Here is a 23,229-nt window from a genome sequence, read left to right on the forward strand (position 1 = left end):
ATCATTCCGCAGCCGGGATCACGGGAACACAGCGCATGCGCAGGGCCACCATCAAGGACGTCGCCGAGCGGGCCAAGGTCTCGCTGAAGACGGTGTCGCGGGTCATCAACAACGAGCCGTCGGTGATGCAGGGCACGCGCGCGCGCGTGCTGCACGCGATTGCCGAACTGGATTACGAGCCGGACCCGTCGGCGCGCAACCTGCGCAGCGGCACCCCGTTCGTGGTCGGGCTGGTTTACGACAACCCCAACCCGTACCACATCATCGGCGTGCAGAACGGGGTGCTGGCCGCCTGCAAGGAAACCGGCTTCGGCCTGCAGATCCATCCGGTCGATGCGACCTCGCCGCTGCTGGCCGACGAGCTGGTCGAATTCGTGCGGCGCTCGCGCCTGGCCGGGCTGGTGCTGACCGCGCCGATGTCCGAGCGCGACGACCTGGTCAAGGCGCTTGCGGCACGCGGGGTGGCGCTGGTGCGGATCATCGCCGCTACCGAGGACCCCGACGACGGCCTGCCCTGCGTGTACGTGGACGACCGCGACGCCGCCTACGAGATCACCGAACACCTGATCCAGCTGGGCCACCAGCGGATCGGCTTCCTGTGGGGCGGCCCGCAGCACCGATCCAGCGGCGAACGCTACGCCGGCTACGAGCAGGCGCTGAAGGATTACGGCATCACCCTGGACAAGCACCTGGTGGTGCCCGGCGACTACACCTTCGACGACGGTTTCCGTGGCGCGCGACGACTGCTGGCGCTGCGCGAACCGCCGACAGCGATCTTCGGCTCCAACGACGAAATCGCCGCTGGCGTGCTGGCGGCAGCCAAGTCGGCGGGGATGAACGTACCCTACGACCTGTCGATCGCCGGTTTCGAGGACAGTCCGTTCTCGCGGCAGTCGTGGCCGCCGCTGACCACCGCCAAGCAGGCCACCGAAGACATCGCCCGGCATGCGGCGCGCCTGCTGATCGCCGGCCTGCGCCACGACGCCTACGAGGAAACGTCCGTCGCCGTGCACAACCAGGGCTTCGTGCCGCAACTGGTCGTGCGCGGCTCCACTGCCCCCATGCGCCCGAGCGCGCCCGAATCCAAGACCCCGGCATGACCGACCGCAGCACCCCGCCCAGGGCGGACGCCACCCTGATGTTCAACGAAGCTGCGCAGACCGCCGACGTGGTCGCCGCACAGTTCCGGCACAACCATGCCGTCGTCGCCGAACTGGCCGCGCAGCTGCGCGCCGATCCGCCGCCGTTCGTGGCCACCTGCGCCCGCGGCAGCTCCGATCACGCCGCCACCTACGCGAAATACCTGTTCGAAACCCAGCTCGGCTTCGTCACCGCTTCGCTGTCGCCGTCGGTCGGCTCGGTGTATGCGGCAAAGCAGCGGCTGAAGGGCGCGCTGTTCGTGGCCATTTCGCAATCGGGCAAGAGTCCCGACCTGCTGCACAACGCCGAGGCTGCGCGTGCGGCCGGCGCGCGCGTGGTGGCGCTGGTCAATGTCGAGGACTCGCCGCTGGCACAGCTGGCCGACACCGTCATCCCGCTGCATGCCGGCCCCGAGCGCAGTGTGGCCGCGACCAAGAGTTATCTGGCTTCGCTGTCGGCGATCCTGCAGCTGGCCGCGCTGTGGAAGAACGAAGCGCCGCTGCTCGATGCGCTGGACAGCTTGCCGCAGAGCCTGCAGGCCGCGTGGCGCAGCGACTGGTCGGCACTGACCGAAGGGCTGGTCGACGCGCGCAACCTGTTCGTGCTGGGTCGTGGGCTGGGATTGGCCGCGGCGCAGGAGGCGGCGTTGAAGTTCAAGGAAACCTGCGGCCTGCATGCCGAGGCCTACAGCTCGGCCGAGGTCAAGCACGGCCCGATGGCGCTGGTCGGACCGGGGTTCCCGGTGCTGTGCTTCGCCCAACCGGACGAAACCGAGGCCGGCACGCTGGCGCTGGCGCGCGAGTTCCGTGGACGCGGCGCCCAGGTGTGGGTGGCGACTTCGTCCGACCTGAGCGGCGGCGATGCCGGCGAATGGCTGCCGCTGGTGCCGGCCACGCATGCGGCCTGCGCGCCGCTGCTGACAATCCAGAGCTTTTACCGCGCAATCAATGCGCTGGCGCTGCGTCGCGGACACAATCCCGACGTGCCGCCGCACCTGAACAAGGTTACCGAAACGATGTAGGAGCGGCGCCAGCCGTGATGAATTCCTTGAACGCCTGATCGCGGCTGACGCCGCTCCTACAATGACCAGGCACGCTGCAGGATCGGATCCACGATGAGTACGTTTGCCCTGACCCATGCGCAAGTTCTGACTGACGACGGGTTCCAGTCCGGGCTTGCCGTTCTGGTCGAGGACGGCAGGATCGCTGCACTGGTCGATGCCGCCGATGCCGGCGCGCGCGCCGATGTCGTCCATGATCTCGGCGGCGCCTGGCTGCTGCCGGGTTTCATCGATGCCCAGGTCAACGGCGGCGGCGGCGTGCTGTTCAACAATGCGCCGGACGTGGACGCATTGCGGCGCATCGCGCAGGCGCATCGCCGTTTCGGCACCACCGGCCTGCTGCCGACCCTGATCAGCGACGATCTGGGCGTGATGCAACAGGCCATTGCCGCCGTGCAGCAGGCGATCGACGAAGGCGTGCCGGGCATCCTCGGCATCCATCTGGAAGGGCCGTACCTGGCCCCGGCGCGCAAGGGTACCCACGATGCCGGCAAGTTCCGGGTTCCGGATGCGCGCGAAGTTGATATCGCCACCACGCTGCGCGGCGGCCCGACCCTGATCACGCTGGCGCCGGAACAGGTCCCGGTCGAAAGCATCCGCGCCTTGGTCGAACGCGGCGCGATCGTCGCCGCCGGCCACACCGCGGGCAGTTACGAACAGATCCGCGCCGGGCTGGACGCCGGCGTGCGCGGCTTCACCCATCTGTACAACGCGATGTCGCCGCTGCAGGGACGCGAGCCAGGCGCGGTCGGCGCAGCGCTGGAAGACCGCGACAGCTGGTGCGGCATCATCGTCGACGGCGTGCACGTGCATCCGGCCAGCCTGCGGGTGGCGCTGGCCGCCAAACCGCGCGGCAAGCTGTTCCTGGTCACCGACGCCATGCCGCCGGTCGGCGCCGACGACCCCAGTTATGCGTTGTACGGCGAAACCATTACCGCGGTCGACGGCGTGGTCCGCAACGCCGCCGGCGCGCTGGCCGGTTCCGCGCTGGACATGGCCACCGCCGTGCGCAACAGCGTGCGCCTGCTTGGACTGTCGCTGGACGAAGCCGCGCGGATGGCCTCCACCTACCCGGCCGAGTTCCTCGGCATCGCCGACCGCCGCGGCCGGATCGCGCCGGGACTGCAGGCGGACCTGGTGGCGCTGGACGCCGAATTGCAGGTGCGCGCGACCTGGATTGCCGGGGCGATGGCATGAAGGCGCCGCTGGCGCGCTTGCGGCCGGCGCTGGCGTTGCTCGCGACCTTGGTGCTGGCGGCCTGCGGCCACGATGTGCGCGAAACGGTGTCGCCGCTGTCCGGTCACGTGATCTGTCTAGACCCCGGCCACGGCGGCACCGCCGACAGCGACCACTACCGCCAGGGTCCCGGCGGCGAACGCGAGGAATGGATCAATCTGCGTGTGGCCAGGTTGTTGCAGACAAAGCTGCAGCAGGCCGGTGCACGCGTGGTGATGACCCGCACCGAAGACGTGTTCGTGCCGCTGGACGAACGTGCCCGTATCGCTCGCGACGGTGGTGCCGAATTGTTCCTGTCGATCCACCACAACGCCGCTGCCGATCCGCAGGCCAATTTCCCGATCGTCTACTTCCACGGCAACGCCAGCGAAAACCTGGCCGGGGTAGCCCTGGGCCGGGCGCTGGTCGACGCCCTGCGCGGCAACGGTTTCCATGCCGCCGATACTCCCGGCGATGTCATTTCCGACTTCGCCATCTTCGCCGACGCCGGTGCGGCCGTGCTGCGCGGCAGCTACGGCATCCCCGGCGTCATCGCCGAGGCTTCGTTCTTCAGCAATGCCGACGAGGAAGCGCGACTGAAGACGCCCGGGCACAACCAGCGCGAAGCCGATGCGCATTTCGCGGCGCTGGAGAAGATGTTTTCCGCGCCATTGCCGCCGGTTTACCCGAAGCAGTCGCGCACGCCGTCGCCACCACCGTTCCGCGGCCTGCAGGAGGCCGAACGCATGGATGGCGCCGCGTTGCGCTGGCGCAGCGATTACGAGCAGGCCGTGCAACTGGAACGCGAGCAACCGGACACGGCTTATGCGCTGTTCACCGAATCGGCGCGCGGATTCCCGGATTCTCCACTGGCCGGCCGCAGCCACCAGCATCGCGCCGAACTGCTGCGACGCGCCGGCAAGTCCGAGCAGGCCGAACAGGAACGACTGCGCGTGCGCGAGCACTATCCGCTGACGCCGACATGGCCGTGATGCCGCGCCGTTTCGCTTCGGTCGACGCGCTGCGCGGGATCACCGTGGCGGCGATGCTGCTGGTCAACAATCCCGGCGACTGGGACCATGTCTATGCGCCGCTGGAGCACGCCGAGTGGCACGGCTGCACGCCGACCGATCTGGTGTTCCCGTTCTTCCTGTTCATCGTCGGCGTATCGGTGGCGCTGGGCATCGTGCCGCGTTTCGAGGCCGGCGCCGATCCGGGCGCGCTGCGCCGTGGCGTGGTCTGGCGCGCAGCCAAGATCGTCGGCCTCGGCCTGCTGCTGCATGCCATTGCTTGGTGGCTGCTGGACAAACCGCACTTCCGCCCGTGGGGCGTGCTGGAACGCATCGGCCTGTGCTTCCTTGCGGTGGGCCTGCTGGCCACCACGTCATCGCGACCGCGCCTGCAGTGGGCACTGATCGCGGTCCTGCTGCTCGGTTACTGGGCGCTGCTGGCTTGGGGCGGCAGCTACGCGCCCTGGGAGAACCTGGCCAGCCGGCTCGATACCTGGCTGCTCGGTCCGCTGAACTACCAGTTCGATCCCGCCACCGGCCGTGGCCACGACCCGGAAGGCCTGCTCAGCACCTTGCCAGCCATCGCCACCTGCCTGCTCGGCCTGCGCGCCGGCGACTGGCTGCGCAGTGGTCGCATCGGCCGGCTGTGCGTCGTCGCGGTCGCGGCACTGTTGCTTGGCCTGGCCTGGGCGCAGGTGTTTCCGCTGAACAAGAACCTGTGGACCTCGTCGTACGTATTGTGGACGGCAGGCTGGGCGATGCTGGCGCTGGCCGTCTGCCATGCGCTGATCGACCGACGCGGCTGGCCGGCGCTGGGACGCAGCTTCGGCGTCAACGCCATCGCCGCCTATGCCGGCTCGGCACTGATGGTCTATCTGTTCGCCTGGCTGGGCTGGTGGGGGCCGATCTACCGGGCCGGTTTCGCCGACTGGATGACGCCACGTTTCGGCCCGTATGTGCCGTCGCTGGCCTTCGCCCTGACCTTCGTCGGGGTCTGGTGGATCGTGGTGCGGTTGATGGATCGCCGCGGCTGGTACCTCAAGCTTTGACGATATCGTCACGACTTCGACGGCGATCTGCGGTACAACATCCACCATCATCTAAGGGATGACGGAGACGACGATGAAAATTCTCGGCCCCGCGTGTAGCGGTTTGCTGCTGCTGGTGGCGGCGTGTGGCGGCGCCAGCTCGCGGGCGTCGGATGCGCCACGGACCATCGCTGCGGAAGACAGCAGCGCCGAGGCGCGTGGTGCGCATGTGGCCAATTCAGCAGCCATGCGCACCGAAGCAACGCCTGCGCGCAGCACCGGCGGCAACCTGCCGGTGCGGCACATGCCCGATCCGCCATTCGTCGCTACGTCGGTGGCGCGCTTCGACCAGCCGTGGTCGATGGCCTTCCTGCCCGATGGCCGCCTGCTGGTCAGCGAGAAGCCGGGCAAGCTGAAGCTGCTGGACATCGCCAACGGCAACATCGGCGAGATTTCCGGCGTGCCGACCGTGGCCTATGGCGGCCAGGGCGGTTTCGGCGACATTGCCCTGCATCCGCAGTACGCCGACAACGGATGGATCTATCTCAGTTATGCCGAGCCGGGCGAAGGCGACGTGCGCGGCGCGGCGGTCGCGCGTGCGCGCCTGCAGCTGGACGCCGACGGTGGCGGCCGGCTGCAGGATCTGCAGGTTATCTGGCGCCAGGTCCCTAAGGTCACCGGCGAAGGCCATTACGGCCATCGCCTCGTCTTCGATGGCGACGGCAAGCTGTGGATCAGCTCCAGCGAGCGGCAGAAGTTCGACCCGGCGCAGGACATGGCGAGCAACCTGGGCAAGATCGTGCGCCTCAACGACGACGGTAGCGTGCCGGCGGACAATCCCTTCGCCGAACAGGGCGGGGTAACCGCGCAGATCTGGTCGCTGGGCCACCGCAACGTGCTGGGCCTGGCTTTCGACGGCGAGGGCCGGCTGTGGGAAGTGGAAATGGGGCCGCGTGGCGGCGACGAGCTGAACCGGGTCGAGCGCGGCAGCAACTACGGCTATCCGATCGTCTCCAACGGCGACCATTACGATGGCCGCAACATCCCCGACCACGACACCCGCCCGGAATTCAATGCGCCGGAAGTGTGGTGGACGCCGGTGATCTCGCCATCCAGCCTGATCGTCTACTCGGGATCGATGTTTCCGTACTTCAAGGGCAACGGCTTCGTCAGCGGACTGTCGTCGAAGTCGCTGGTGCGGATCGAGTTTCACGGCGATCACGCCCGCGAAGCCGCGCGCTACGACATGGGCGAGCGCATCCGCTGCGTGCGGCAGGGGCCCGATGGCGCGTTGTGGCTGCTGGAGGACGGCGCCAACGCGCGTCTGCTAAAGCTGACCCCGGCTGCCGGTTGAGTCCCGCGCGGCAGGGGAACATGTCTAGCCGGGGTACTGTGCAAATCCCGGCAGCTCGGTGCCGTCGCACGACCACGGCGCGCGCGAATCCTGGAAGATGCGCGCCGAAGGCAGCATGTCCGGCACATCGTCCAGTGAGCCGGCGGGCACCATCACCAGTTGCAGTTGCGGGCTGAAACGCGGCACCCGCGCACCGCATTGCGTGCAGAACGCATTCGCGAAGCGTTCCGCCTCTGGCACCTTGTAGGCGCGGACCTGATCCTCGCCGCTCTGCCATTCCAGCGTGCCCCTGACGAACAGATTGCTGGCATGACCGGTGCCGGTAGCCTTGCGACAGCGCGAGCAATGGCAATGCACGAAGCGCTGCAGTTCGCCGTTGACCGTATAGCGAACGCCGCCGCACAGGCAGGAGCCGGTCAGAGTCTGGTTGGGCATGGCATGACTCCCTTGTCAGGTGATCGTTGACCGCGTCCGACGATACACCAGTTGGAAGCCGGGTCGGATTCAGCGCGAACGCCGCCGACGTCGCTGTTGCGGTGCCTGACCTTCATTCGACTTGCGCGCTCCGGCGCCGGCATGCGCGTGCGCGCCCTGCGCCTGGCGCGAATTCTCGCCGTGCGGACGACGCGTGTGCTTGCGCGGCGGCCGTTGTCCGCCTTCGGACGCACCGGCCTTGCCCGGTGCGCTGTTGCCCCAGCGAATCGGCGTCTTCGGCACGAAGCCGTCGACATCGCGGATATCCATGTCCTGCCCCAGCAGACGCACGATCTGTCGCAGCAGCTTCGCTTCGTCCTGAGTCACCAGCGAAATCGCTTCGCCCTGCGCGCCGTTGCGGCCGGTGCGGCCGATACGATGCACGTAGTCCTCGGCCACCATCGGCAGGTCGTAGTTGATCACCCGCGGCAGCTGGTCGATATCGATGCCGCGCGCAGCGATGTCGGTGGCCACCAGCACCGGCACCCGGCCGGACTTGAAATCGGCCAGCGCGCGCTGGCGCTGGCCCTGGCTCTTGTTGCCGTGGATGGCGGCGGCGCGGACGCCGGCGTTCTCCAACTGGCGGGCCAGCTTGTCGCTGCCGTGCTTGGTGCGGGCGAACACCAGGGTCTGCACGCGCGCATCCCGCGCCAGCAGGTGCAGCAGCAGTTCGCGCTTGCGTTCGGCATCGACCGGATGCACGCGATGGGCGATGGTGCCGGCTACGGTGTTCTTCGGCGTCACCTGCACCTGCTGCGGCTCGCGCATGAACTCCAGCGCCAGCTGCTTGATCGGTTCGGCGAAGGTCGCCGAGAACAGCAGCGTCTGTCGGTTCTGCTTCGGCAGGCGGGCCAGGATGCGCTTGATCGAAGGCAGGAAGCCCATGTCCAGCATGCGGTCGGCCTCGTCCAGCACCAGCACCTCGATGCCCGACAGGTCCACGCTGCCGCGTTCGATATGGTCGAGCAGCCGGCCCGGACAGGCGATCAGCAGGTCCACGCCGCGGCGCAACGCGGTCAGCTGGTTGCCCATGCCGACGCCGCCGTAGATGGTGGTGCTGGGAACGCGCAGGTACTTGCCGTAATCACGCAGGTTGTCGTGCACCTGCACCGCCAGTTCGCGGGTCGGGGTCAGCACCAGGGCACGCGGCTTGCGCGTGGGATTGGCGCGGGCGGCCAGGTGCTGCAATAACGGCAGGCCGAAGGCGGCGGTCTTGCCGGTGCCGGTCTGTGCGCCGGCAAGCAGATCGTGCCCGGCCAGCACCAGCGGAATGGCCTGCTGCTGAATCGGGGTGGGGGTCTGGAAACCCTGTTCGTTCAGGGCGCGCAGCAAGTTGGGCGACAGCCCGAGGGATTCGAAAGACATCGATGGAAAGCTCCAGTGGATCGACCAGCGGCACTGCCAAGCCGCGCCACAAGGCGCAAGCCGGTCATGGCCGGTCGCGTATTGCCCGAAGCGTTCCCATGCCGCGCTGCGAGGAATCATGATGACGGCGGACGCCGAATGGCGCTGCCGGATTTGCGGTGGAAGGACGCCGGAGTGGCTGGGCGGCGGGTTCTGGCGAGGCCAGCCTGCTGCCGGAAGGCCCGAAGGGAAACGGACGGCCGCTGCAAACTGCGCGCATTGTAGCCTACAAAGCTGAACGAATCCGCCGCGACCGCCCGGGCCTCCTCTCGTCGTTCACTGGTCCGCAGGTGGTTCCCACAACTCGACCTTGTTGCCTTCCGGGTCGACCACCCAGCCGAACTTGCCTTGCTCGGATTGTTCGGTCGCATCGAGGACATCGCAGCCTTCGTCACGCAACGCGGCGAGAAGTGCGTTCAGATCCGCCACCCGGAAGTTGACCATAAAGGAGGCCGAACCCGGCGCCATGTACTCCGTGTCGTCGGCAAACAGGCTCCACAGAGTCATGCCCGGCGCGCTTCCGGGGCCGCCCCATTCAAACACCGCACCGCCCCAGTCGCCCACGTCGATGCCGAGGTGCTCGCGGTACCACGCGCCGAGGCGCTTGGGATCCGCCGATTTGAAGAAGATGCCGCCGATGCCCGTCACGCGTTTCATCGCTGTCTCCTGCGGTTGCATGTCCGGCAGAGTCGATCCCGCTTCGATCCGGGCGGGTCCGGAACACCTGCCGACCTCGGTGAGTCACTCAATCATGGCGGCGGCTTCAACCGCTCCAGCCGTCCCTTGCGCTTGACGATGTTTTTGTAGTCCCACTGGATATCCTGAGCTTTCTGCAGCCATCGCCGCAGATCCGCCTTGCGGACCTCGGAAACGTCGCTGAAGATGATGGAAGCGTCCTTGAACTTCTGGCCGACGATGTTCAAGGCGTCCTCTCCGAAATCGGCGCCGCTCCAGAACATCAGGCGAATTCCCGCCTTCTGCTTGCTGTAACCAGCAATCGGGTTGCCGTCCAGGAACCAGACCGGATGCCCGTGCCATACCTTGTTTTCCGCCCCAGGCAAGCCGCGGTCGATCTCACCGGCAAGCAGGTCGCACACCCGCCCGTGCTCCGGAGCCTGACTCTCGTTGTACTTGGATGTGTCGGGATGCATGGGCCCCGTCCTTGCCACGCTGCATGTCGGCCAATTGGGCCCGAACATCAAGCCCGGCGCAAATCTACTTGCCCCAGCGCCAACGCGGGGGCTCGCCCTTGAGCCAGCAGACCGCAACCAGAACCAGTATCACGCCCCATGTGCTGATCATGAATGCCACAAGATCGGTGGCTGGCGGAAATACGAACCACAAGGAAATCAGAAGGACCAGGGCGACACCGTAAACGAGCCAGCCTTGCCACCTGACAGGCAAGCCCCAACCCCATCCATACGTCTTTGACGGGAACCAGTATTCATCCTTTTGCATGATTCCTCCTTTGGCGCCTGACATCTCAACACGCCACCATCAACCGTGGAAATATCCCTCGGCAATCGCATCGTGCAGTGCGCCCAGCCGCTGCTGGATATCGTCCATGAAGGCCGCCGGATTCTTCTCGGCCAGTGCGGCCGGGTCGGCATTGCGGATCAGGCCCATGATCCGGTTCAGATGACGATCCACCGCCGGTCGCGGCGGCAGCGTGGGCAGCACGCGCTGGGCGCGTACCAGACAGAACTGCACGCTGCGCGGGAATTCGTTGTTCTGCAGCAGGAAGCGCAACGCCAGTTCGGCGGTCACCCGCTGGCGCACGTGGCGGCGGAACATCTGGTAGGCCGCCAGCGAACGCAGCACCGCCATCCACTGCATGTTGCGGAAGGTCTCGCGGTCCTCCTCGTTGCGCGGACGCACCAGGCCGGAAGCGCCGGAGTCCATGATGCGGGTGGTCATGTCCGCCTGCTCCAACGCGGTGCCCAGGCGCAGGAACTGGAAGCCGACATCACGGCTGACGTTGGCGGTCAGCAGCCCGGATACTTTCAGGCAGCCGTCGATCATGCGGTTGAGGAAATCGACCCGGTAACGACGCTGGATGCCGCGCTCGCCGTTGGCGTCGATCTCCAGATGCAGGTCGTTGACCACTTCCCACACTTCCTGCGGCAGGCTGTCGCGGACACTGCGCAGGATCTCGCGCGCGGCATCGACCGAACTGCGCAGCGACGACGGATTGCGCTCGTCCAGCAGCAGGAAGCGGTTGACGTCGGCATCGCTGACGTCGTCGCCGAGCTCGGGGAAATGTTCATCGAACAACTCGCCGGCGCCGACCGTGTCGATCATCGGCCGCCAGGTGAAGCGCACGCTGCGCGGCAGGTCCAGCTGCAGCTGGCTGCCGACGCCGACCAGGCGCGCGGTGTTCTCGGCGCGGCGCACATAGCGGCTGAACCAGTACAGGTTGTCGGCAACGCGCGAAAGCATCAGCCGCCCTCCTCGTCCGCCATGTCCACCACCCAGGTGTCCTTGGCGCCGCCGCCCTGCGAGGAATTGACCACCAACGAGCCCTTCTGCATCGCCACCCGGGTCAGCCCGCCAGTGGTGACGTAGATGTCCTGGCGGGTCAGCACGAACGGGCGCAGGTCCAGGTGTCGCGGCGACGGCCCCTTCTCGGTGATGATCGGCGCGGTCGACAGCGACAAAGTCGGCTGCGCCATGTAGTTGCGCGGGTTGGCCTGGATCAGCTTGTGGAACTTGTCGCGCTGGCGCTTGGTCGCGCGCGGGCCGATCAGCATGCCGTAGCCGCCGGACTCGTTGGCCGGCTTGACCACCAGCTTGTCGAGGTTGGCCAGCACGTAGTCGCGATCCTTCTTGTTGTGGCACAGGTAGCTGGGCACGTTGGGCAGAATGGCCTCCTCGCCCAGGTAGTACTTGATCATCTTCGGCACATAGGCGAAGACCACCTTGTCGTCGGCCACTCCTGCGCCGGGCGCATTGGCCAGCGCTACCTTGCCGGCGCGCCAGCTGCGGATCAGCCCGTGTACGCCCAGCACCGAATCCGGATGGAACACTTCCGGATCAATGTACATATCGTCGACCCGGCGATAGATCACGTCCACCCGCTGCGCGCCGTGGATGGTGCGCATGTAGGTGCAGTCGTCGTCGGCGACGAACAGGTCGCTACCTTCCACCAGCTCGATGCCCATGGCCTGGGCCAGGTAGGCATGTTCGAAATAAGCACTGTTGAACACCCCCGGTGTCAGCAGCGCGATCACCGGCTGGTCACCCGGACGCGGCGACAGCGCGGCCAGGGTGTCGTACAGCTGACTCGGGTATTCGTCCACCGGCAGGATCGAGCTGGTCTCGAACAGTTCCGGGAACACCCGCTTGGCGATCATGCGGTTTTCCAGCATGTACGACACGCCGGAAGGAATACGCAGGTTGTCCTCCAGCGCGTACAGCGTGCCGTCGCCGTCGCGAACCAGGTCCGAACCGCAGATGTGCGCCCACACCCCCAGTGGCGGCTTGATGCCGACGCACTGCGGGCGGAAGTTGACCGAATCCTTCAGCAGCATGGCCGGGAACACCCGGTCCTTGACGATCTTCTGCTTGCCGTAGATGTCGCCGATGAACAGGTTCAGCGCCTGCATGCGCTGCTTCAACCCGGCTTCGGTGTGCTCCCATTCGGTGCGCGGGATGATCCGCGGGATCATGTCGAACGGCAGTGTGCGGTCGACGTTGCGGCCGTCGGAATAGACGGTGAAGGTGACGCCCTGCACCCGTGCCACCACGTCGGCGGCAAGCTGGCGTTCGGCGATCTCGCGGCTGGACAGGCCGGCCAGGTATTCGACCAGACGTTTCGCAGCCGGGCGCGGCTGACCGTCCGCCTGGATCAGCTCGTCGTAGGTCGGGGTTCGGTACTTCGCCCAGTCCATTCCAGCCCTTCTGCTGCCCTGCATTCCAGTCCGCGCAAGGCCTTGCACCGCAACATGCCCGTATCCGCCGGAGGCGTCAAGCGCACTTCGAAGGGGATCGCGGGAAATCGCCGGCTTGCACCAAACGGGTGCTCTTGTGGGCCGGCGATACGTCACAATGCCGCCGAACCCGCGTAAGGATGTGCGCATGAACCCGCAACGCCGCATTGCCCTGGTCACCGGCGGCGCCCGCCGCATCGGCGCGGCCATCGCCCGCCAGCTGCACGCGCAGGGCTATGACCTGGCGCTGCATTACCGCCATTCGGCGCAGGACGCCCGCGCGCTAGCCGCCGAACTGGAAGCTGCCCGCGCCGACAGCGTGCTGCTGCTGCAGGCCGATCTGGACGCCTTCGACCGCCTGCCGGAGCTGGTGGCCGCCACCGTCGGCCGCTACGGCCGCCTCGACGCGCTGGTCAACAACGCTTCGGCCTATTACGCCACCCCGTTCGGCCAGGCCGCGCCGCAGCAGTGGGACGAGCTGTTCGCCTCCAATGCACGCGCGCCGTTCTTCCTGTCGCAGGCCGCCGCGCCGCACCTGCGCGCCAGCCGCGGCGCCATCGTCAGCATCACCGACATCCATGCCGAACGGCCGCTGCCGAACCATTCGATCTACTGCATGGCCAAGGCGGCGCTGGTGATGATGACCAAATCGCTGGCACGCGAACTGGCGCCGGACGTGCGGGTCAACGCCGTCGCCCCAGGCAACATCCTGTGGTCGGACAATCCGGTGAAGGCGGAAACCGCCGAAGTATTGCGCCAGCGCGTGCCGCTGCAGCGGCAGGGCCAGCCCGAGGACATTGCCTCGGCGGTGCTGTGGCTGCTGCAAGGCAACGACTACGTCACCGGCCAGGTGCTGGCGGTCGACGGCGGCCGCTCGGTGTTCATGTAGCGCGCCGGACCTGTTCGGCCAGTTCGCGGAACAGCGGGTGCTCCAGTTTGCCTGGGTTCTCCCACTGCAATTCCCCGTCTGGCCCGCATTCGCCGGCCAGATCGATGTCGATGATGCAGGGGTCGTCCTGCGGCATGCGCCCCAGTTCCTGCTCCAGCGCCTTCAGCCATAGCATGAAGACATCGCGCGGCAGTTCACTGGCGTACAGCAGGGCCTGGTTGACGTAACGGTGCGCATCGCCGGGCACCACGCTGGACGCATGCACCACCTGGCTGCGGGCGAGGATCTCGCCCTGCTGCGCCAGCGCGGCACTGGCGCGGCGCAGGCGCATTTCCTCGTCGGTGCCGCTGCCCAGCAGCAGCACGTAACGGTACGACGTCATTCCGCCGCCGATGCCTGCAACCGCGACATCGACCCCAGCGCGACCCGCATGTCGGCGCCGGCCGGTTCCTGGAACACCCGCAGGCCGAATTCCGGCAGGATCGACAACAGGTGGTCGAAGATGTCGGACTGGATGTTCTCGTAGGCCGTCCACTGCACGGTATTGGTAAAGCAGTAGATCTCCAGCGGCAGGCCGGTGGCGGCCGGCGGCAACTGGCGCACCATCAGCGTCATGCCCTGGTGGATGCCCGGATGCGCACGCAGGTAGCGCTCCACATAGGCGCGGAAGGTGCCGAGGTTGGTCATCCGGCGCTGGTTCACCGGCTCCTCGCGGCGCACGCCGGAACTGCTGTTCCACTCCTCCAGTTCCTGCCGCTTGTGCTGCAGGTACGGCGCCAGCAGATGGAAGCGCGACAGCCGTTCGGCTTCATCGTCGGCGAGGAAGTGCACGCTGTTCTGATCCAGGTACAGGGCGCGCTTGATCCGGCGCCCGCCGGACTCGCTCATTCCGCGCCAGTTGCGGAACGACTCGCTGATGAACTTCTTGGTCGGAACCGCCGAAATGGTCATGTCCCAGTTCTGCACGGTGATCGTGTGCAGGGCGATGTCGCGCACCTCGCCATCGACGCCTTCGCTGGGCATCTCGATCCAGTCGCCGCGGCGCAGGCGGCCGTCGGTGCTGATCTGCACGCTGGCCACGAACGACAGGATGGTGTCCTGGAACACCAGCATCAGCACCGCGGTGGCCGCGCCCAGCCCGGTCACCACGTGCAGGAACTTGACCCCGAACACGGTGGCCGCAATCGACAACCCGGCCAGCACGAAGACGACGATCTTGGCCACCTGCAGGTAACCCTTGATCGGCTTGTTGCGCGCGTCGGCGCGTTTCTCATAGGCCTCGTTGACCAGATCCAGCGCGCGCGAAACCGCCAGTGCCACGGTGAAGATGATGAACACCTCGCACAGCACCTTGACGACCGACACCACGCTCGGTTCCAGGTCCGGCACCACGCTGACGCCGTGGTACAGCACCACCGCCGGCACCACGTTGGCCAGCCGCGGGATCACCCGCAGCTGCACGTTGTTGCCATCGTGCATGTGCGCCACCAGCGGACTGAGCCGGATCAGTTTCCTCAATCCGCGCAGCAAGACCCGTTTGGTCAGCCAGTTAGCCAGCCAGGCCGCCAACAGCAGCACGGCCACCACCAGCGCGGTATAGGCCCAGGGATACGGCGCCATCGCGCGTTGCAGGCTTTCCAGTTGCGGCAGCATGGCATCCATCATGCCGAAGCCTCCCGCGTGCGCTCGATCTGCACGCCGACGCCCTGTGCGGCCCGCACCGCGTCGGGCTTGGTCACCCGCAGCCGCAGCCACTGCACGTCGAAACGCTCCAGCACTTCCGCCGCCAGCTTCTCGGCCAAGGCTTCGACCAGCCGGAATTGCGATTCGGCGCACAGCGCAATCAGCGTTTCGGACACGTTCGCATAGTCGATGGTATCGGCGACATCGTCGCTGGCCGCCGGCACCCGGTTGTCGAAGCCCATTTCCAGGTCCAGGCGCAGCGCCTGCCGCTGCAGGCGCTCCCATTCGTAGACGCCGATGAGGGCGTGCGCCTCGAGGCCCTGGATGAATACGATATCCATGCGTGGATCTTGCAATTCCGGTGAGTTCGGCGGTACAGCCTAACTGCTTGCGGCCTGATTCACATTGGACAGTGTCGCCATGTCCCAGCGTGGCGTGACCTTGACCTGCGCATCGTCGTGCTGACCGGCCTGCAGGCGCAGGGCGCCGGCGAAGGCGATCATGGCGCCGTTGTCGGTGCACAACTCCGGGCGCGGGAAGCAGACCCGTCCGCCGCGCTTTTCGGCCATCTCCTGCAGGCGCGCGCGCAGGCGGCGGTTGGCGCCGACGCCGCCGGCCACCACCAGGGTGTCGCTGCCGGCCGCCTCCAGCGCGCGCGCGCACTTGATCGCCAAGGTGTCGACCACCGCGTCCTCGAAGCCGCGAGCGATGTCGGCACGGGTCTGCTCGCCCTGGTCGCTGTCGCGCCAGGTCAGCAGCACCTGGGTCTTCAAGCCGCTGAAACTGAAATCCAGGCCGGGGCGGTCGGTCATCGGCCGCGAGAACACATAGACACCCGGCCGGCCCTGTTCGGCCAACCGCGCCAGTTGCGGGCCGCCCGGATATGGCAAGCCCATCAGCTTGGCGGTCTTGTCGAAAGCCTCGCCGGCGGCATCGTCCAGGGTTTCGCCAAGCAAGCGGTAGCGGCCGATCGCCTCCACCGCCACCAGCTGGGTGTGGCCGCCGGAGACCAGCAGGGCCACGAACGGGGGTTCGGGAGGGTCGTCCTCCATCAACGGCGCCAGCAGGTGGCCTTCCATGTGGTGCACGCCCACCGCCGGCCGCTCCAGCGCCCAGGCCAGCGCGCGCGCGGTGCCGGCGCCGACCAGCAGGGCGCCGACCAGACCGGGACCGGCCGTGTAAGCCACCCCGTCCAGGTCGGAGGGCGTCAGCCCGGCCTCGGCCAGGGTCTGCCGAACCAGCGGCAGCAGCTTGCGCACGTGGTCGCGGCTGGCCAGCTCGGGCACCACCCCGCCGTACTCGGCGTGCAGGGCGATCTGGCTGTACACCGCATGCGCGCGCAGGCCGGCCGCCCCCGCCAGGGCGGTGTCGTACACGGCCACCCCGGTTTCGTCGCAGCTGGTTTCGATGCCCAGAACACGCATGCAGAGCTATCTCCCTGATCGGGAAGGAAAATCCCGGCTTGCAGAATGACCGGGCGGGCCATTATAATGCGCGGCTCACCGGGCCTACCCCGGTTTTTGTACCCCGGAGATTCCATGCCCAGCGTCAAAGTCCGCGAAAACGAGCCGTTCGAGTTTGCCCTGCGTCGCTTCAAGCGCACCTGCGAGAAGGCCGGCGTGCTGGCCGAAACCCGCAAGCGCGAGTTCTACGAGAAGCCGACCCAGGAGCGCAAGCGCAAGGCCGCCGCCGCGGTGAAGCGCCAGATGCGCCGCAGCTCGCGCGACGTCACCAAGCGTCAGCGCCTGTACTGAGCACGTCCTGAGCGCGCTGCCCGCGCCCCAGGCGCGGCATCGTCGCCGACAGCGGTCAATCGAAGCCGGCACGCGCAAGCGTTGCCGGCTTTTTCCGCTTCTGGCGGTCTCGACACCCCAATCCATCCCGATTCCCGAAAGGTCCCGACGACCATGACCCTGAAAGAACAACTCACCGCCGACATGAAGGCCGCGATGAAGGCCGGCGAAAAGGACCGCCTGAGCGTAATCCGGCTGATCAACGCCGCGATCAAGCAGCGGGAAGTCGACGAGCGCATCGAGCTGGACGACGCTGCGGTGCTGGCCGTGCTGGAAAAGATGGTCAAGCAGCGCAAGGACTCGGTAAGCCAGTACGAAGCCGCCGGCCGCGAGGACCTGGCGGCCGTGGAGCGCGCCGAAATCGCGGTGATCGACAGCTACCTGCCGGCCAAGCTGGGCGAAGCCGAGATCCTGGCCGCGATCGACGCCGCCATTGCCGGCACTGGCGCCACCAGCCCGGCCGACATGGGCAAGCTGATGGGCGTGCTGAAACCGCAGTTGGCCGGACAGGCCGACATGGGCCTGGTGTCGAAGCTGGTGAAGCAGAAGCTGGCCGGCTGAAAGCGCAGACAGCCATCGTCGACAAGCCTCATCGTTTTTGCCCGGAAGGGCTTTGAAGAAGGAGGTGCACCATGAAACGTTTCCTCTCCGATGACTGCTTTCGAGGTCACGAGTAAGCGTCGCAAGGGTTATCCGTCCGAAACCCGCGTCAAGCGAGGGTATCGCGTGGTCGGCACGGACAAGGAATTGCGCGAAAAGCTCGGACGCAATGATCCGTGTCCCTGTGGCTCGACTCGGAGGTTCAAGGAACTGTTGTCTGTCCGACGGCCGTTTTGAGGGCTCCGAGCGCGATCACTACTTTAGAGAGTAACCATCAGCGCCCTCTCCGTTCAGGAGAGGGCGTTTGTGCATAGAATCCACGCACATGAACAATATCGCCCTCCGCCCTGCCATCCGCGAGGACGTGCCACAGATCCTGGCCTTCATCCGCGAGCTGGCCGTCTACGAGAAACTCGAACACGAAGCCGTCGCCGATGCCGGCGACATGACCGAACACCTGTTCGGCCACCCGCGCTATGCCGAGGTGCTGATGGCCGAGGTCGATGGCGAACCGGCGGGGTTTGCGCTGTTCTTCCACAACTACTCCACCTTCCACGGCAAACCGGGTATCTATCTGGAAGACCTGTACGTGCGTCCGGCCTTCCGCGGCCTGGGCGTGGGCAAGCGGCTGATCGCACGGGTGGCAGCGCTGGCAGTCGAGCGCGGCTGCGCCCGCTTCGAATGGTCGGTGCTGGACTGGAACGAACCGGCGATCCGCTTCTACCGCAGCCTCGGCGCGGTCGGCATGCAGGAGTGGACGGTGCAGCGGCTGGATGGCGAAGCGTTGCGGCAACTGGCTGTGCAAGACGCTTGAGCCGCGACCTCAGGTCGGTGCGCTCCAGTCGCGCCGTTTCGAGGTCTGGCCGATGCCGGGATTGAAGCTGTTGCTCGGATCCAGTTCGCGATAGAACGCGACCAGTTCCGGCTTGGCGCGATACAGGTGGCCGACGTTGTGCTCGGCCGGGTACTCGGCGCCGCGCGCATCGAGCAGCTTCCACATCCGGTGTTCGATGGCCAGCGGGTCGGCACCCTTCTTCACGATGTAGTCCTGGTGGAACACGTGACAGAAGAAGTGGCCGTAATACAGCTTGGCCACCAGCGCATCATCCAGATCGCGCGGCAGCGTCTCGACCCAGTCGTGGTCGTCGCGGCGCAGGGCGATGTCCAGCGCCACGATGTCCTGAACCGTGCGGCGATGGGTTTCGCGATAGCGCACTGCGGCGCCGGCCACGGCGAAACGGTGCAGGAAGGCCTTGCGGCCTTCGTCGGCATCGCAAGCGAAGAAGTCGCCTTCGCGAGCGGCAAAGAACTCGCGCAGGAACTCGCCGGTGGCGGCTGCATCCTGCGCCGATACCTTCAGCAGCAGATGGTGCTGGTAGCGATCGCGATATTCGCGCAAGCGCGGCGGCAGGTGGTCGGGCAACAGCGCCATCAGGCCCTGCATGACCTTGCCGACCACCCCGTGCAGGCCGATGCGTTCGAACATGCCATCGATGCGGCTTTTCAGCGCGAACGCCGCCGGCACCTTGTCGGTGCCGAAACGGTCGATCAGCAGGAAGGTGTCCTTGCCGTACTTGTCGCCAATGTCGAAGGCGTCGCGATGGATGTATTCACCCGAGATCGGCAACCGCTCCGAGGTGGCCAGCAGGTGCCGGCGCACGCCGGTCAGGTCGTCCGGGTCGTTGCTGCCGAGGTAGAACACCGCCGCGTCTTCCTTCGGGAAGGTATCCAGGCGCACGGCGAACACGGCCAGCCGCCCGGCGCAGCCGGAGGCTTCGTGCAGGCGTGCCGGGTCGGCGTTGTAGCGCGCCGGCGTCGGCGCATCGATCTTGCGCACGTGCGCCGCGTAACCATGGTCGCAGGCGGCGCGCGCCGGGTTGTGGACGATGTCCGTCGCCGTGTAATCGCCGGCCTGCAAGCGGGTCAGGACGGTTTCCGGGGCGTCGCCCAGTTCGATGCCCAGATGGTTGACCAGTCGCAGCTGGCCATCGGCGCCGCGCTGCGCGTACAGCGCCAGCTCGGTGTAGGCCGGGCCGCGCCGGACCAGGGCGCCGCCGGAGTTGTTGCATACGCCCCCCAGCACCGAAGCGCCGATGCACGAGGAGCCGATCACCGAATGCGGCTCGCGCCCCAGCGGCGCCAACGCCTTCTCCAGCGCGTCCAGGGTGGCGCCGGGCAGGCACACCACTTGGCGGCCGTCGTCGATCAGCTGCACGCCGGTCAGTCGCAGCGTGCTGATCAGGACGATGCCGCGATCGTAGTCGTCGCCGTCGGGCGTCGATCCGCCGGTCAGGCCGGTGTTGGCCGCCTGCATCAGCACGATGCGGCCGGCCGCCAGCACCGCCTGCAATACCCGCCACAGTTCCAGCAGGCTGCCGGGGCGGACCACGGCCAGCACCTGTCCCGTGCCGAAACGGTAGCCGGTGCGGAAGCGGCGGGTGTCGCGCGGACGGGTCTTCACCTGGGCCGTACCCACCGCCTCGCGCAGCGCCGCCAGCAGGGCCGCATCGGTGGTGTCGGCAGCGGACGGCAACGGGCTGGCCATCCGCGCATGGTACCCCGCCCGGCCGATGCGCCCGGCATGGCATCCTATGCGACCCATGGCACGCATCCCCGACGCATTCATCGACGACCTGCTGGCCCGGACGGACATCGTCGAGGTCATCAATCTGCGCGTGCCGCTGAAGCGCCAGGGCAAGGAGTACGCCGCCCGCTGCCCGTTCCACGACGAGCGTTCGGCCAGTTTCACCGTCTCGCCGACCAAGCAGTTCTACCACTGCTTCGGCTGCGGCGCGCACGGCACTGCGATCAGCTTCCTGATGAACTACGACCGGCTGGAATTCCTCGACGCGGTCGAGGAACTGGCCAAGCGGGTCGGGATGGAAGTGCCGCGCGATGCCAGTCCGCGCGGGCAGGACAACGACAGCCGCGACCTGTACGCGGCGCTGGATGCCGCGGCGAAGTTCTTCCAGCGCCAGCTGGCGCACAGCGACAAGGCACGCGCCTATCTCGACGGCCGCGGTGTGGACGGACCGATCCGCGAACAGTTCGCCATCGGTTACGCGCCGGAAGGCTTCAATGCGCTGAAAGACGCACTAGGCACCGACGAGCGGCGGATGAAGTTGCTCGACCGCGCCGGGTTGTTCTCCAAGAACGACAGCGGACGCGTCTACGACAAGTTCCGCGACCGGGTGATGTTCCCGATCCACGACCGTCGCGGCCGGGTGATCGCCTTCGGCGGACGCGTGCTGGAAAAGGACGACGGCCCCAAGTACCTCAACTCGCCGGAAACCGCGCTGTTCCACAAGGGACGCGAACTGTACGGCCTATGGCAGGCGCGCCAGGCCAACCAGAAGCTGGAGCGGCTGATCGTGGTCGAGGGCTACATGGACGTGGTCAGCCTGTTCCAGTTCGGCGTGACCCAGGCGGTGGCCACCCTCGGCACGGCGACCACGCCGGACCATGCCGAACTGCTGTTCCGCAACGCACCGGACGTGTATTTCTGCTTCGATGGCGATGCCGCCGGCCAGCGCGCCGGCTGGCGCGCGCTGGAATCGGTGCTGCCGCGCATGCGCGACGGCCGCCAGGCCTTCTTCCTGTTCCTGCCCGACGGCGAGGACCCCGACACCATTGTCCGCCACGAAGGCGCGGAAGCGTTCGATGCGCGATTGCGGCAGGCCACGCCGTTGTCGCAGTTCTTCTTCGACGAGTTGTCGAAGGAGGTGAATCTGTCCACGCTGGACGGCCGCGCACGGCTGGCCGAACGCGCACGTCCGCTGCTGGCGCAGATCCCCGACGGCGCCTTCGGCGACCTGATGCGGCAGCGGCTGACCGAAGTCACCGGCGTCGGCGCGCAAGCCTCCACGCCCACCAGACCGGCCGGCACGACGCGCCGGCGCGACGACGGCCACAACCGCCCAAGCCTGGTGCGCAGCATCATCGTGCGCCTGCTGCACCAGCCCGCGCTGGCGCTGGAAGTGGAGCCGCCCTACGCCTTCTCCGGCCTGCGCCTGGCCGGGGTCGAATTGCTGATCGAGCTGCTCGGCATCGTGCAGGCGCGTCCGGACATCAGCACCGGTGCCCTGCTCGAGCATTTCAACGAACGCGAGGAACAGGCCGCGCTGCAGAAGCTGGCGATGCAGGAGCTGCCCGGCGAGGAAGCGCACTGGCGCGCCGAATTGCTGGACGCGGTGGCCCAGCTGGGGCGCCAGACCCTGCAGCAACGGCTCGACGAATTGCAGAAAAAGCAGCGCGAGATCGGTCTGGACGAAGCCGACAAATACGAACTGCGTGCCCTGCTGCAGGCGCGGCTGGGCTGATCGGCATCACATGTGGCCACTCGCAACTCTTGATGCACTGATTCTTCTTCCGACTGCCGCTTTGGCTGTGGCAGCCATTGCATTGCCATCCAATCGCCGCCTGCGCATTGTGTCTGTTCTTGCGCTAGTCGCTGTCGCGTTCGGTTACACGATTCTTCGGCCTACTGCGCGATCTGCCTTGGCTTACCATGAGAGCACCGGGGGCGCTTGGTCAAAAGACTGGCTCGCCGGCGTTGAGTCTGTTCTTGCAGTTACTCGCCACCTTCCAACAGTCGTCCTTGTCGCAGCATTGCTACTCGCGGCAATCGCGTTGCGTTCCAAGTAGTCGGGCATCGTCGTGTGATGCCTAACAATTCATTCAAGCCGAACCCGCTTCGCGGGCCGGCTTGATTCAGGCGATCGGCCCCGCTTGCAGACACAACTGCCCCCTCAAGCATTCGTGTAACAATCAGCCCAGCGGTACCACGTCCACCGCCTGACAGGCTTCGTGCTCGCCGGTGGTGCGCAGCACGCCGGCGATCGGCGAGATGTCGCCGTAGTCGCGGCCGTGGCCGAGGGTGATGTGGTCGTCGCCGGCGGGCATGGCGTTGGTCGGGTCGAATTCGCGCCAGCCCATCTGCCGTCCGCACCAGGCGCGCACCCAGGCATGGGTGGCGTCGGCGCCTTCCAGCCGCTTCGCCCCGGCCGGCGGGATGGTGCGCAGGAAGCCGCTGACGTAGCCGGCCGGAATGCCCAGGCCGCGCAGCCCGGCGATCATGATCTGGCTGAAGTCCTGGCAGACCCCGGCGCGCATGTCGAAGGCCTGGCCCAGCGGCGTATCCACGTCGGTCGCTTCCGGGTCGTAGGCGAAGTCGCCGCGCAGGCGCCGGCCCAGGTCCTGCACGATGTCCAGCGCACTGCTGCCCGGACGCACGCTTCTGGCCGCGTAGGCGGTGATGCGCTCGAACAGCGGCACGTGCGGGCTGGGTGGCAGGAAGTGGCACGGTGCGTCGGCCGCCAACAAGCCGGTTTCGGCCACTTCCGCGCGCAGGCCCTGCAGGTCCGGCGAGAGATCCAGTTCCGGCGGTTGGCGTTCGACCTGCACGCGCGCGCGCATCTCCAGCGCCAGCGTCCGGTGCGGCGCGCGCAGCACGATCTCGGTGACGCCGTTGCCGAAGAAGTCGTCGAAGCCGCTGCGTTCCTCCGGCCACGGCTCGATCTTCAGCTTCGCTTCCTGCACCTGCTGTATGCCCGGCAGGGCGCGCGGCATCACCCGCAGCAGATGCCGGGCATCGGCCACCGGATGCTGGTATTCGTAGTTCAGTTGCAGGCGGACGTCGTACTGCATCGCA

24 protein-coding genes are annotated in these 23,229 nt (G+C 67.1%); 12 read left to right on the top strand and 12 right to left on the bottom strand.

The window, feature by feature from the left end:
• The first annotated feature begins 35 nt into the window (after positions 1-35).
• The 6 genes from CSC70_RS00970 to CSC70_RS00995 all read left to right on the top strand — a co-directional run bounded on the left by CSC70_RS00970 (position 36) and on the right by CSC70_RS00995 (position 6,807).
• On the top strand, positions 36-1,100 hold the full coding sequence (locus CSC70_RS00970) for a LacI family DNA-binding transcriptional regulator (RefSeq protein ID WP_162454767.1): 1,065 nt from the start codon (positions 36-38) through the stop codon (positions 1,098-1,100).
• On the top strand, positions 1,097-2,161 hold the full coding sequence (locus tag CSC70_RS00975) for an SIS domain-containing protein (RefSeq protein WP_162454768.1): 1,065 nt from the start codon (positions 1,097-1,099) through the stop codon (positions 2,159-2,161). Before CSC70_RS00970 ends, CSC70_RS00975 begins: the two co-directional genes overlap by 4 nt.
• 93 nt (positions 2,162-2,254) lie before the next feature.
• Complete coding sequence (gene nagA / locus CSC70_RS00980) at positions 2,255-3,397, top strand: N-acetylglucosamine-6-phosphate deacetylase (RefSeq protein ID WP_162454769.1); 1,143 nt, start codon at positions 2,255-2,257, stop codon at positions 3,395-3,397.
• On the top strand, positions 3,394-4,407 hold the full coding sequence (locus CSC70_RS00985) for an N-acetylmuramoyl-L-alanine amidase (RefSeq protein ID WP_162454770.1): 1,014 nt from the start codon (positions 3,394-3,396) through the stop codon (positions 4,405-4,407). Before nagA ends, CSC70_RS00985 begins: the two co-directional genes overlap by 4 nt.
• Positions 4,398-5,474, top strand: a complete 1,077-nt coding sequence (locus tag CSC70_RS00990; RefSeq protein ID WP_246189284.1) for an acyltransferase family protein — start codon at positions 4,398-4,400, stop codon at positions 5,472-5,474. The genes CSC70_RS00985 and CSC70_RS00990 overlap by 10 nt, the downstream gene beginning before the upstream one ends.
• Before the next feature lie 283 nt (positions 5,475-5,757).
• Positions 5,758-6,807, top strand: a complete 1,050-nt coding sequence (locus tag CSC70_RS00995) for a PQQ-dependent sugar dehydrogenase (protein ID WP_246189311.1) — start codon at positions 5,758-5,760, stop codon at positions 6,805-6,807.
• A gap of 24 nt (positions 6,808-6,831) precedes the next feature.
• On the opposite strand, the gene CSC70_RS01000 is transcribed toward CSC70_RS00995, so the two are convergent.
• The 6 genes from CSC70_RS01000 to CSC70_RS01025 all read right to left on the bottom strand — a co-directional run bounded on the left by CSC70_RS01000 (position 6,832) and on the right by CSC70_RS01025 (position 12,575).
• Positions 6,832-7,242, bottom strand: a complete 411-nt coding sequence (locus CSC70_RS01000; protein WP_162454772.1) for a GFA family protein — start codon at positions 7,240-7,242, stop codon at positions 6,832-6,834.
• 69 nt (positions 7,243-7,311) lie between these two features.
• Positions 7,312-8,646, bottom strand: coding sequence for a DEAD/DEAH box helicase (locus tag CSC70_RS01005; RefSeq protein ID WP_162454773.1), 1,335 nt, complete (start codon positions 8,644-8,646; stop codon positions 7,312-7,314).
• Positions 8,647-8,961: 315 nt separating this feature from the next.
• On the bottom strand, positions 8,962-9,342 hold the full coding sequence (locus CSC70_RS01010) for a VOC family protein (RefSeq protein WP_162454774.1): 381 nt from the start codon (positions 9,340-9,342) through the stop codon (positions 8,962-8,964).
• Between the two features lie 92 nt (positions 9,343-9,434).
• Complete coding sequence (locus CSC70_RS01015; RefSeq protein WP_162454775.1) at positions 9,435-9,836, bottom strand: DUF1801 domain-containing protein; 402 nt, start codon at positions 9,834-9,836, stop codon at positions 9,435-9,437.
• Between the two features lie 346 nt (positions 9,837-10,182).
• Positions 10,183-11,124, bottom strand: a complete 942-nt coding sequence (locus CSC70_RS01020) for an alpha-E domain-containing protein (protein ID WP_162454776.1) — start codon at positions 11,122-11,124, stop codon at positions 10,183-10,185.
• Positions 11,124-12,575, bottom strand: a complete 1,452-nt coding sequence (locus tag CSC70_RS01025) for a circularly permuted type 2 ATP-grasp protein (protein ID WP_162454777.1) — start codon at positions 12,573-12,575, stop codon at positions 11,124-11,126. The genes CSC70_RS01020 and CSC70_RS01025 overlap by 1 nt, the downstream gene beginning before the upstream one ends.
• 187 nt (positions 12,576-12,762) lie before the next feature.
• Here CSC70_RS01025 and CSC70_RS01030 point away from each other — a divergent pair, with 187 nt between their 5' ends.
• Positions 12,763-13,503 carry a pteridine reductase gene (locus tag CSC70_RS01030; protein ID WP_162454778.1) on the top strand — a complete coding sequence of 247 codons (741 nt, stop codon included), beginning with the start codon at positions 12,763-12,765 and terminating at the stop codon, positions 13,501-13,503.
• On the opposite strand, the gene CSC70_RS01035 is transcribed toward CSC70_RS01030, so the two are convergent.
• From CSC70_RS01035 to tsaD, 4 genes are read right to left on the bottom strand one after another with little or no spacing between them, the layout of a single operon-like run.
• Entirely contained in the window at positions 13,496-13,885 is a 390-nt protein-coding gene (locus CSC70_RS01035) for a 2-amino-4-hydroxy-6-hydroxymethyldihydropteridine diphosphokinase (protein WP_162454779.1), read from the bottom strand. The two genes, CSC70_RS01030 and CSC70_RS01035, sit on opposite strands and share 8 nt — an antisense overlap.
• Complete coding sequence (locus tag CSC70_RS01040) at positions 13,882-15,168, bottom strand: mechanosensitive ion channel family protein (protein ID WP_162454780.1); 1,287 nt, start codon at positions 15,166-15,168, stop codon at positions 13,882-13,884. Before CSC70_RS01040 ends, CSC70_RS01035 begins: the two co-directional genes overlap by 4 nt.
• Positions 15,165-15,527 carry a dihydroneopterin aldolase gene (gene folB / locus CSC70_RS01045; protein ID WP_162454781.1) on the bottom strand — a complete coding sequence of 121 codons (363 nt, stop codon included), beginning with the start codon at positions 15,525-15,527 and terminating at the stop codon, positions 15,165-15,167. Before folB ends, CSC70_RS01040 begins: the two co-directional genes overlap by 4 nt.
• A 39-nt stretch (positions 15,528-15,566) precedes the next feature.
• Positions 15,567-16,610 (bottom strand): tRNA (adenosine(37)-N6)-threonylcarbamoyltransferase complex transferase subunit TsaD, encoded by a 1,044-nt coding sequence (tsaD, locus tag CSC70_RS01050; protein WP_162454782.1) that lies wholly within the window; start codon positions 16,608-16,610, stop codon positions 15,567-15,569.
• Between the two features lie 114 nt (positions 16,611-16,724).
• Between tsaD and rpsU the strand changes: the two genes are divergently transcribed.
• From rpsU to CSC70_RS01070, 4 genes are all read left to right on the top strand, one after another.
• Positions 16,725-16,940 carry a 30S ribosomal protein S21 gene (rpsU, locus tag CSC70_RS01055; protein WP_057637008.1) on the top strand — a complete coding sequence of 72 codons (216 nt, stop codon included), beginning with the start codon at positions 16,725-16,727 and terminating at the stop codon, positions 16,938-16,940.
• Positions 16,941-17,093: 153 nt separating this feature from the next.
• Complete coding sequence (locus CSC70_RS01060; protein WP_162454783.1) at positions 17,094-17,540, top strand: GatB/YqeY domain-containing protein; 447 nt, start codon at positions 17,094-17,096, stop codon at positions 17,538-17,540.
• Positions 17,541-17,630: 90 nt separating this feature from the next.
• Positions 17,631-17,816 carry an SEC-C metal-binding domain-containing protein gene (locus tag CSC70_RS14880; RefSeq protein ID WP_162454784.1) on the top strand — a complete coding sequence of 62 codons (186 nt, stop codon included), beginning with the start codon at positions 17,631-17,633 and terminating at the stop codon, positions 17,814-17,816.
• 88 nt (positions 17,817-17,904) lie between these two features.
• Positions 17,905-18,393 carry a GNAT family N-acetyltransferase gene (locus CSC70_RS01070; protein WP_162454785.1) on the top strand — a complete coding sequence of 163 codons (489 nt, stop codon included), beginning with the start codon at positions 17,905-17,907 and terminating at the stop codon, positions 18,391-18,393.
• A 9-nt stretch (positions 18,394-18,402) separates the two neighbouring features.
• Here the strand turns inward: CSC70_RS01070 and dld are convergent, their stop codons facing one another.
• On the bottom strand, positions 18,403-20,124 hold the full coding sequence (gene dld / locus CSC70_RS01075) for a D-lactate dehydrogenase (protein ID WP_162454786.1): 1,722 nt from the start codon (positions 20,122-20,124) through the stop codon (positions 18,403-18,405).
• A 55-nt stretch (positions 20,125-20,179) separates the two neighbouring features.
• On the opposite strand from dld, the gene dnaG reads away from it, so the two are divergent.
• The gene (gene dnaG / locus CSC70_RS01080; RefSeq protein WP_162454787.1) at positions 20,180-21,898 is read left to right on the top strand and encodes a DNA primase; all 1,719 of its coding nucleotides are present in this window, start codon (positions 20,180-20,182) and stop codon (positions 21,896-21,898) included.
• Positions 21,899-22,346: 448 nt separating this feature from the next.
• Here dnaG and CSC70_RS01085 read toward each other — a convergent pair whose 3' ends face one another.
• Positions 22,347-23,225: a transglutaminase family protein gene (locus tag CSC70_RS01085; protein ID WP_162454788.1), complete on the bottom strand. Its 879-nt coding sequence runs from the start codon at positions 23,223-23,225 to the stop codon at positions 22,347-22,349.
• Between the last annotated feature and the right edge of the window lie 4 nt (positions 23,226-23,229).

It is taken from the genome of Pseudoxanthomonas kalamensis DSM 18571 (assembly GCF_010211745.1).
Classification (GTDB): Bacteria; Pseudomonadota; Gammaproteobacteria; order Xanthomonadales; family Xanthomonadaceae; genus Pseudoxanthomonas_A; species Pseudoxanthomonas_A kalamensis.

Bases quoted from the DNA above. Each gene is read 5' to 3' on its own strand.
- CSC70_RS01070 (WP_162454785.1), top strand. From the start codon at position 17,905: ATGAACAATATCGCCCTCCGCCCTGCCATCCGCGAGGACGTGCCACAG.
- CSC70_RS01035 (WP_162454779.1), bottom strand. From the start codon at position 13,885: ATGACGTCGTACCGTTACGTGCTGCTGCTGGGCAGCGGCACCGACGAG.
- CSC70_RS01005 (WP_162454773.1), bottom strand. From the start codon at position 8,646: ATGTCTTTCGAATCCCTCGGGCTGTCGCCCAACTTGCTGCGCGCCCTG.
- CSC70_RS01015 (WP_162454775.1), bottom strand. From the start codon at position 9,836: ATGCATCCCGACACATCCAAGTACAACGAGAGTCAGGCTCCGGAGCAC.
- CSC70_RS01020 (WP_162454776.1), bottom strand. From the start codon at position 11,124: ATGCTTTCGCGCGTTGCCGACAACCTGTACTGGTTCAGCCGCTATGTG.
- CSC70_RS00990 (WP_246189284.1), top strand. From the start codon at position 4,398: ATGGCCGTGATGCCGCGCCGTTTCGCTTCGGTCGACGCGCTGCGCGGG.
- CSC70_RS01000 (WP_162454772.1), bottom strand. From the start codon at position 7,242: ATGCCCAACCAGACTCTGACCGGCTCCTGCCTGTGCGGCGGCGTTCGC.
- CSC70_RS01060 (WP_162454783.1), top strand. From the start codon at position 17,094: ATGACCCTGAAAGAACAACTCACCGCCGACATGAAGGCCGCGATGAAG.
- CSC70_RS01030 (WP_162454778.1), top strand. From the start codon at position 12,763: ATGAACCCGCAACGCCGCATTGCCCTGGTCACCGGCGGCGCCCGCCGC.
- dld (WP_162454786.1), bottom strand. From the start codon at position 20,124: ATGGCCAGCCCGTTGCCGTCCGCTGCCGACACCACCGATGCGGCCCTG.
- rpsU (WP_057637008.1), top strand. From the start codon at position 16,725: ATGCCCAGCGTCAAAGTCCGCGAAAACGAGCCGTTCGAGTTTGCCCTG.
- CSC70_RS01085 (WP_162454788.1), bottom strand. From the start codon at position 23,225: ATGCAGTACGACGTCCGCCTGCAACTGAACTACGAATACCAGCATCCG.
- CSC70_RS01025 (WP_162454777.1), bottom strand. From the start codon at position 12,575: ATGGACTGGGCGAAGTACCGAACCCCGACCTACGACGAGCTGATCCAG.
- CSC70_RS00970 (WP_162454767.1), top strand. From the start codon at position 36: ATGCGCAGGGCCACCATCAAGGACGTCGCCGAGCGGGCCAAGGTCTCG.
- dnaG (WP_162454787.1), top strand. From the start codon at position 20,180: ATGGCACGCATCCCCGACGCATTCATCGACGACCTGCTGGCCCGGACG.
- CSC70_RS00995 (WP_246189311.1), top strand. From the start codon at position 5,758: ATGCCCGATCCGCCATTCGTCGCTACGTCGGTGGCGCGCTTCGACCAG.
- CSC70_RS01040 (WP_162454780.1), bottom strand. From the start codon at position 15,168: ATGATGGATGCCATGCTGCCGCAACTGGAAAGCCTGCAACGCGCGATG.
- CSC70_RS00985 (WP_162454770.1), top strand. From the start codon at position 3,394: ATGAAGGCGCCGCTGGCGCGCTTGCGGCCGGCGCTGGCGTTGCTCGCG.
- CSC70_RS00975 (WP_162454768.1), top strand. From the start codon at position 1,097: ATGACCGACCGCAGCACCCCGCCCAGGGCGGACGCCACCCTGATGTTC.
- CSC70_RS14880 (WP_162454784.1), top strand. From the start codon at position 17,631: ATGACTGCTTTCGAGGTCACGAGTAAGCGTCGCAAGGGTTATCCGTCC.
- tsaD (WP_162454782.1), bottom strand. From the start codon at position 16,610: ATGCGTGTTCTGGGCATCGAAACCAGCTGCGACGAAACCGGGGTGGCC.
- nagA (WP_162454769.1), top strand. From the start codon at position 2,255: ATGAGTACGTTTGCCCTGACCCATGCGCAAGTTCTGACTGACGACGGG.
- folB (WP_162454781.1), bottom strand. From the start codon at position 15,527: ATGGATATCGTATTCATCCAGGGCCTCGAGGCGCACGCCCTCATCGGC.
- CSC70_RS01010 (WP_162454774.1), bottom strand. From the start codon at position 9,342: ATGAAACGCGTGACGGGCATCGGCGGCATCTTCTTCAAATCGGCGGAT.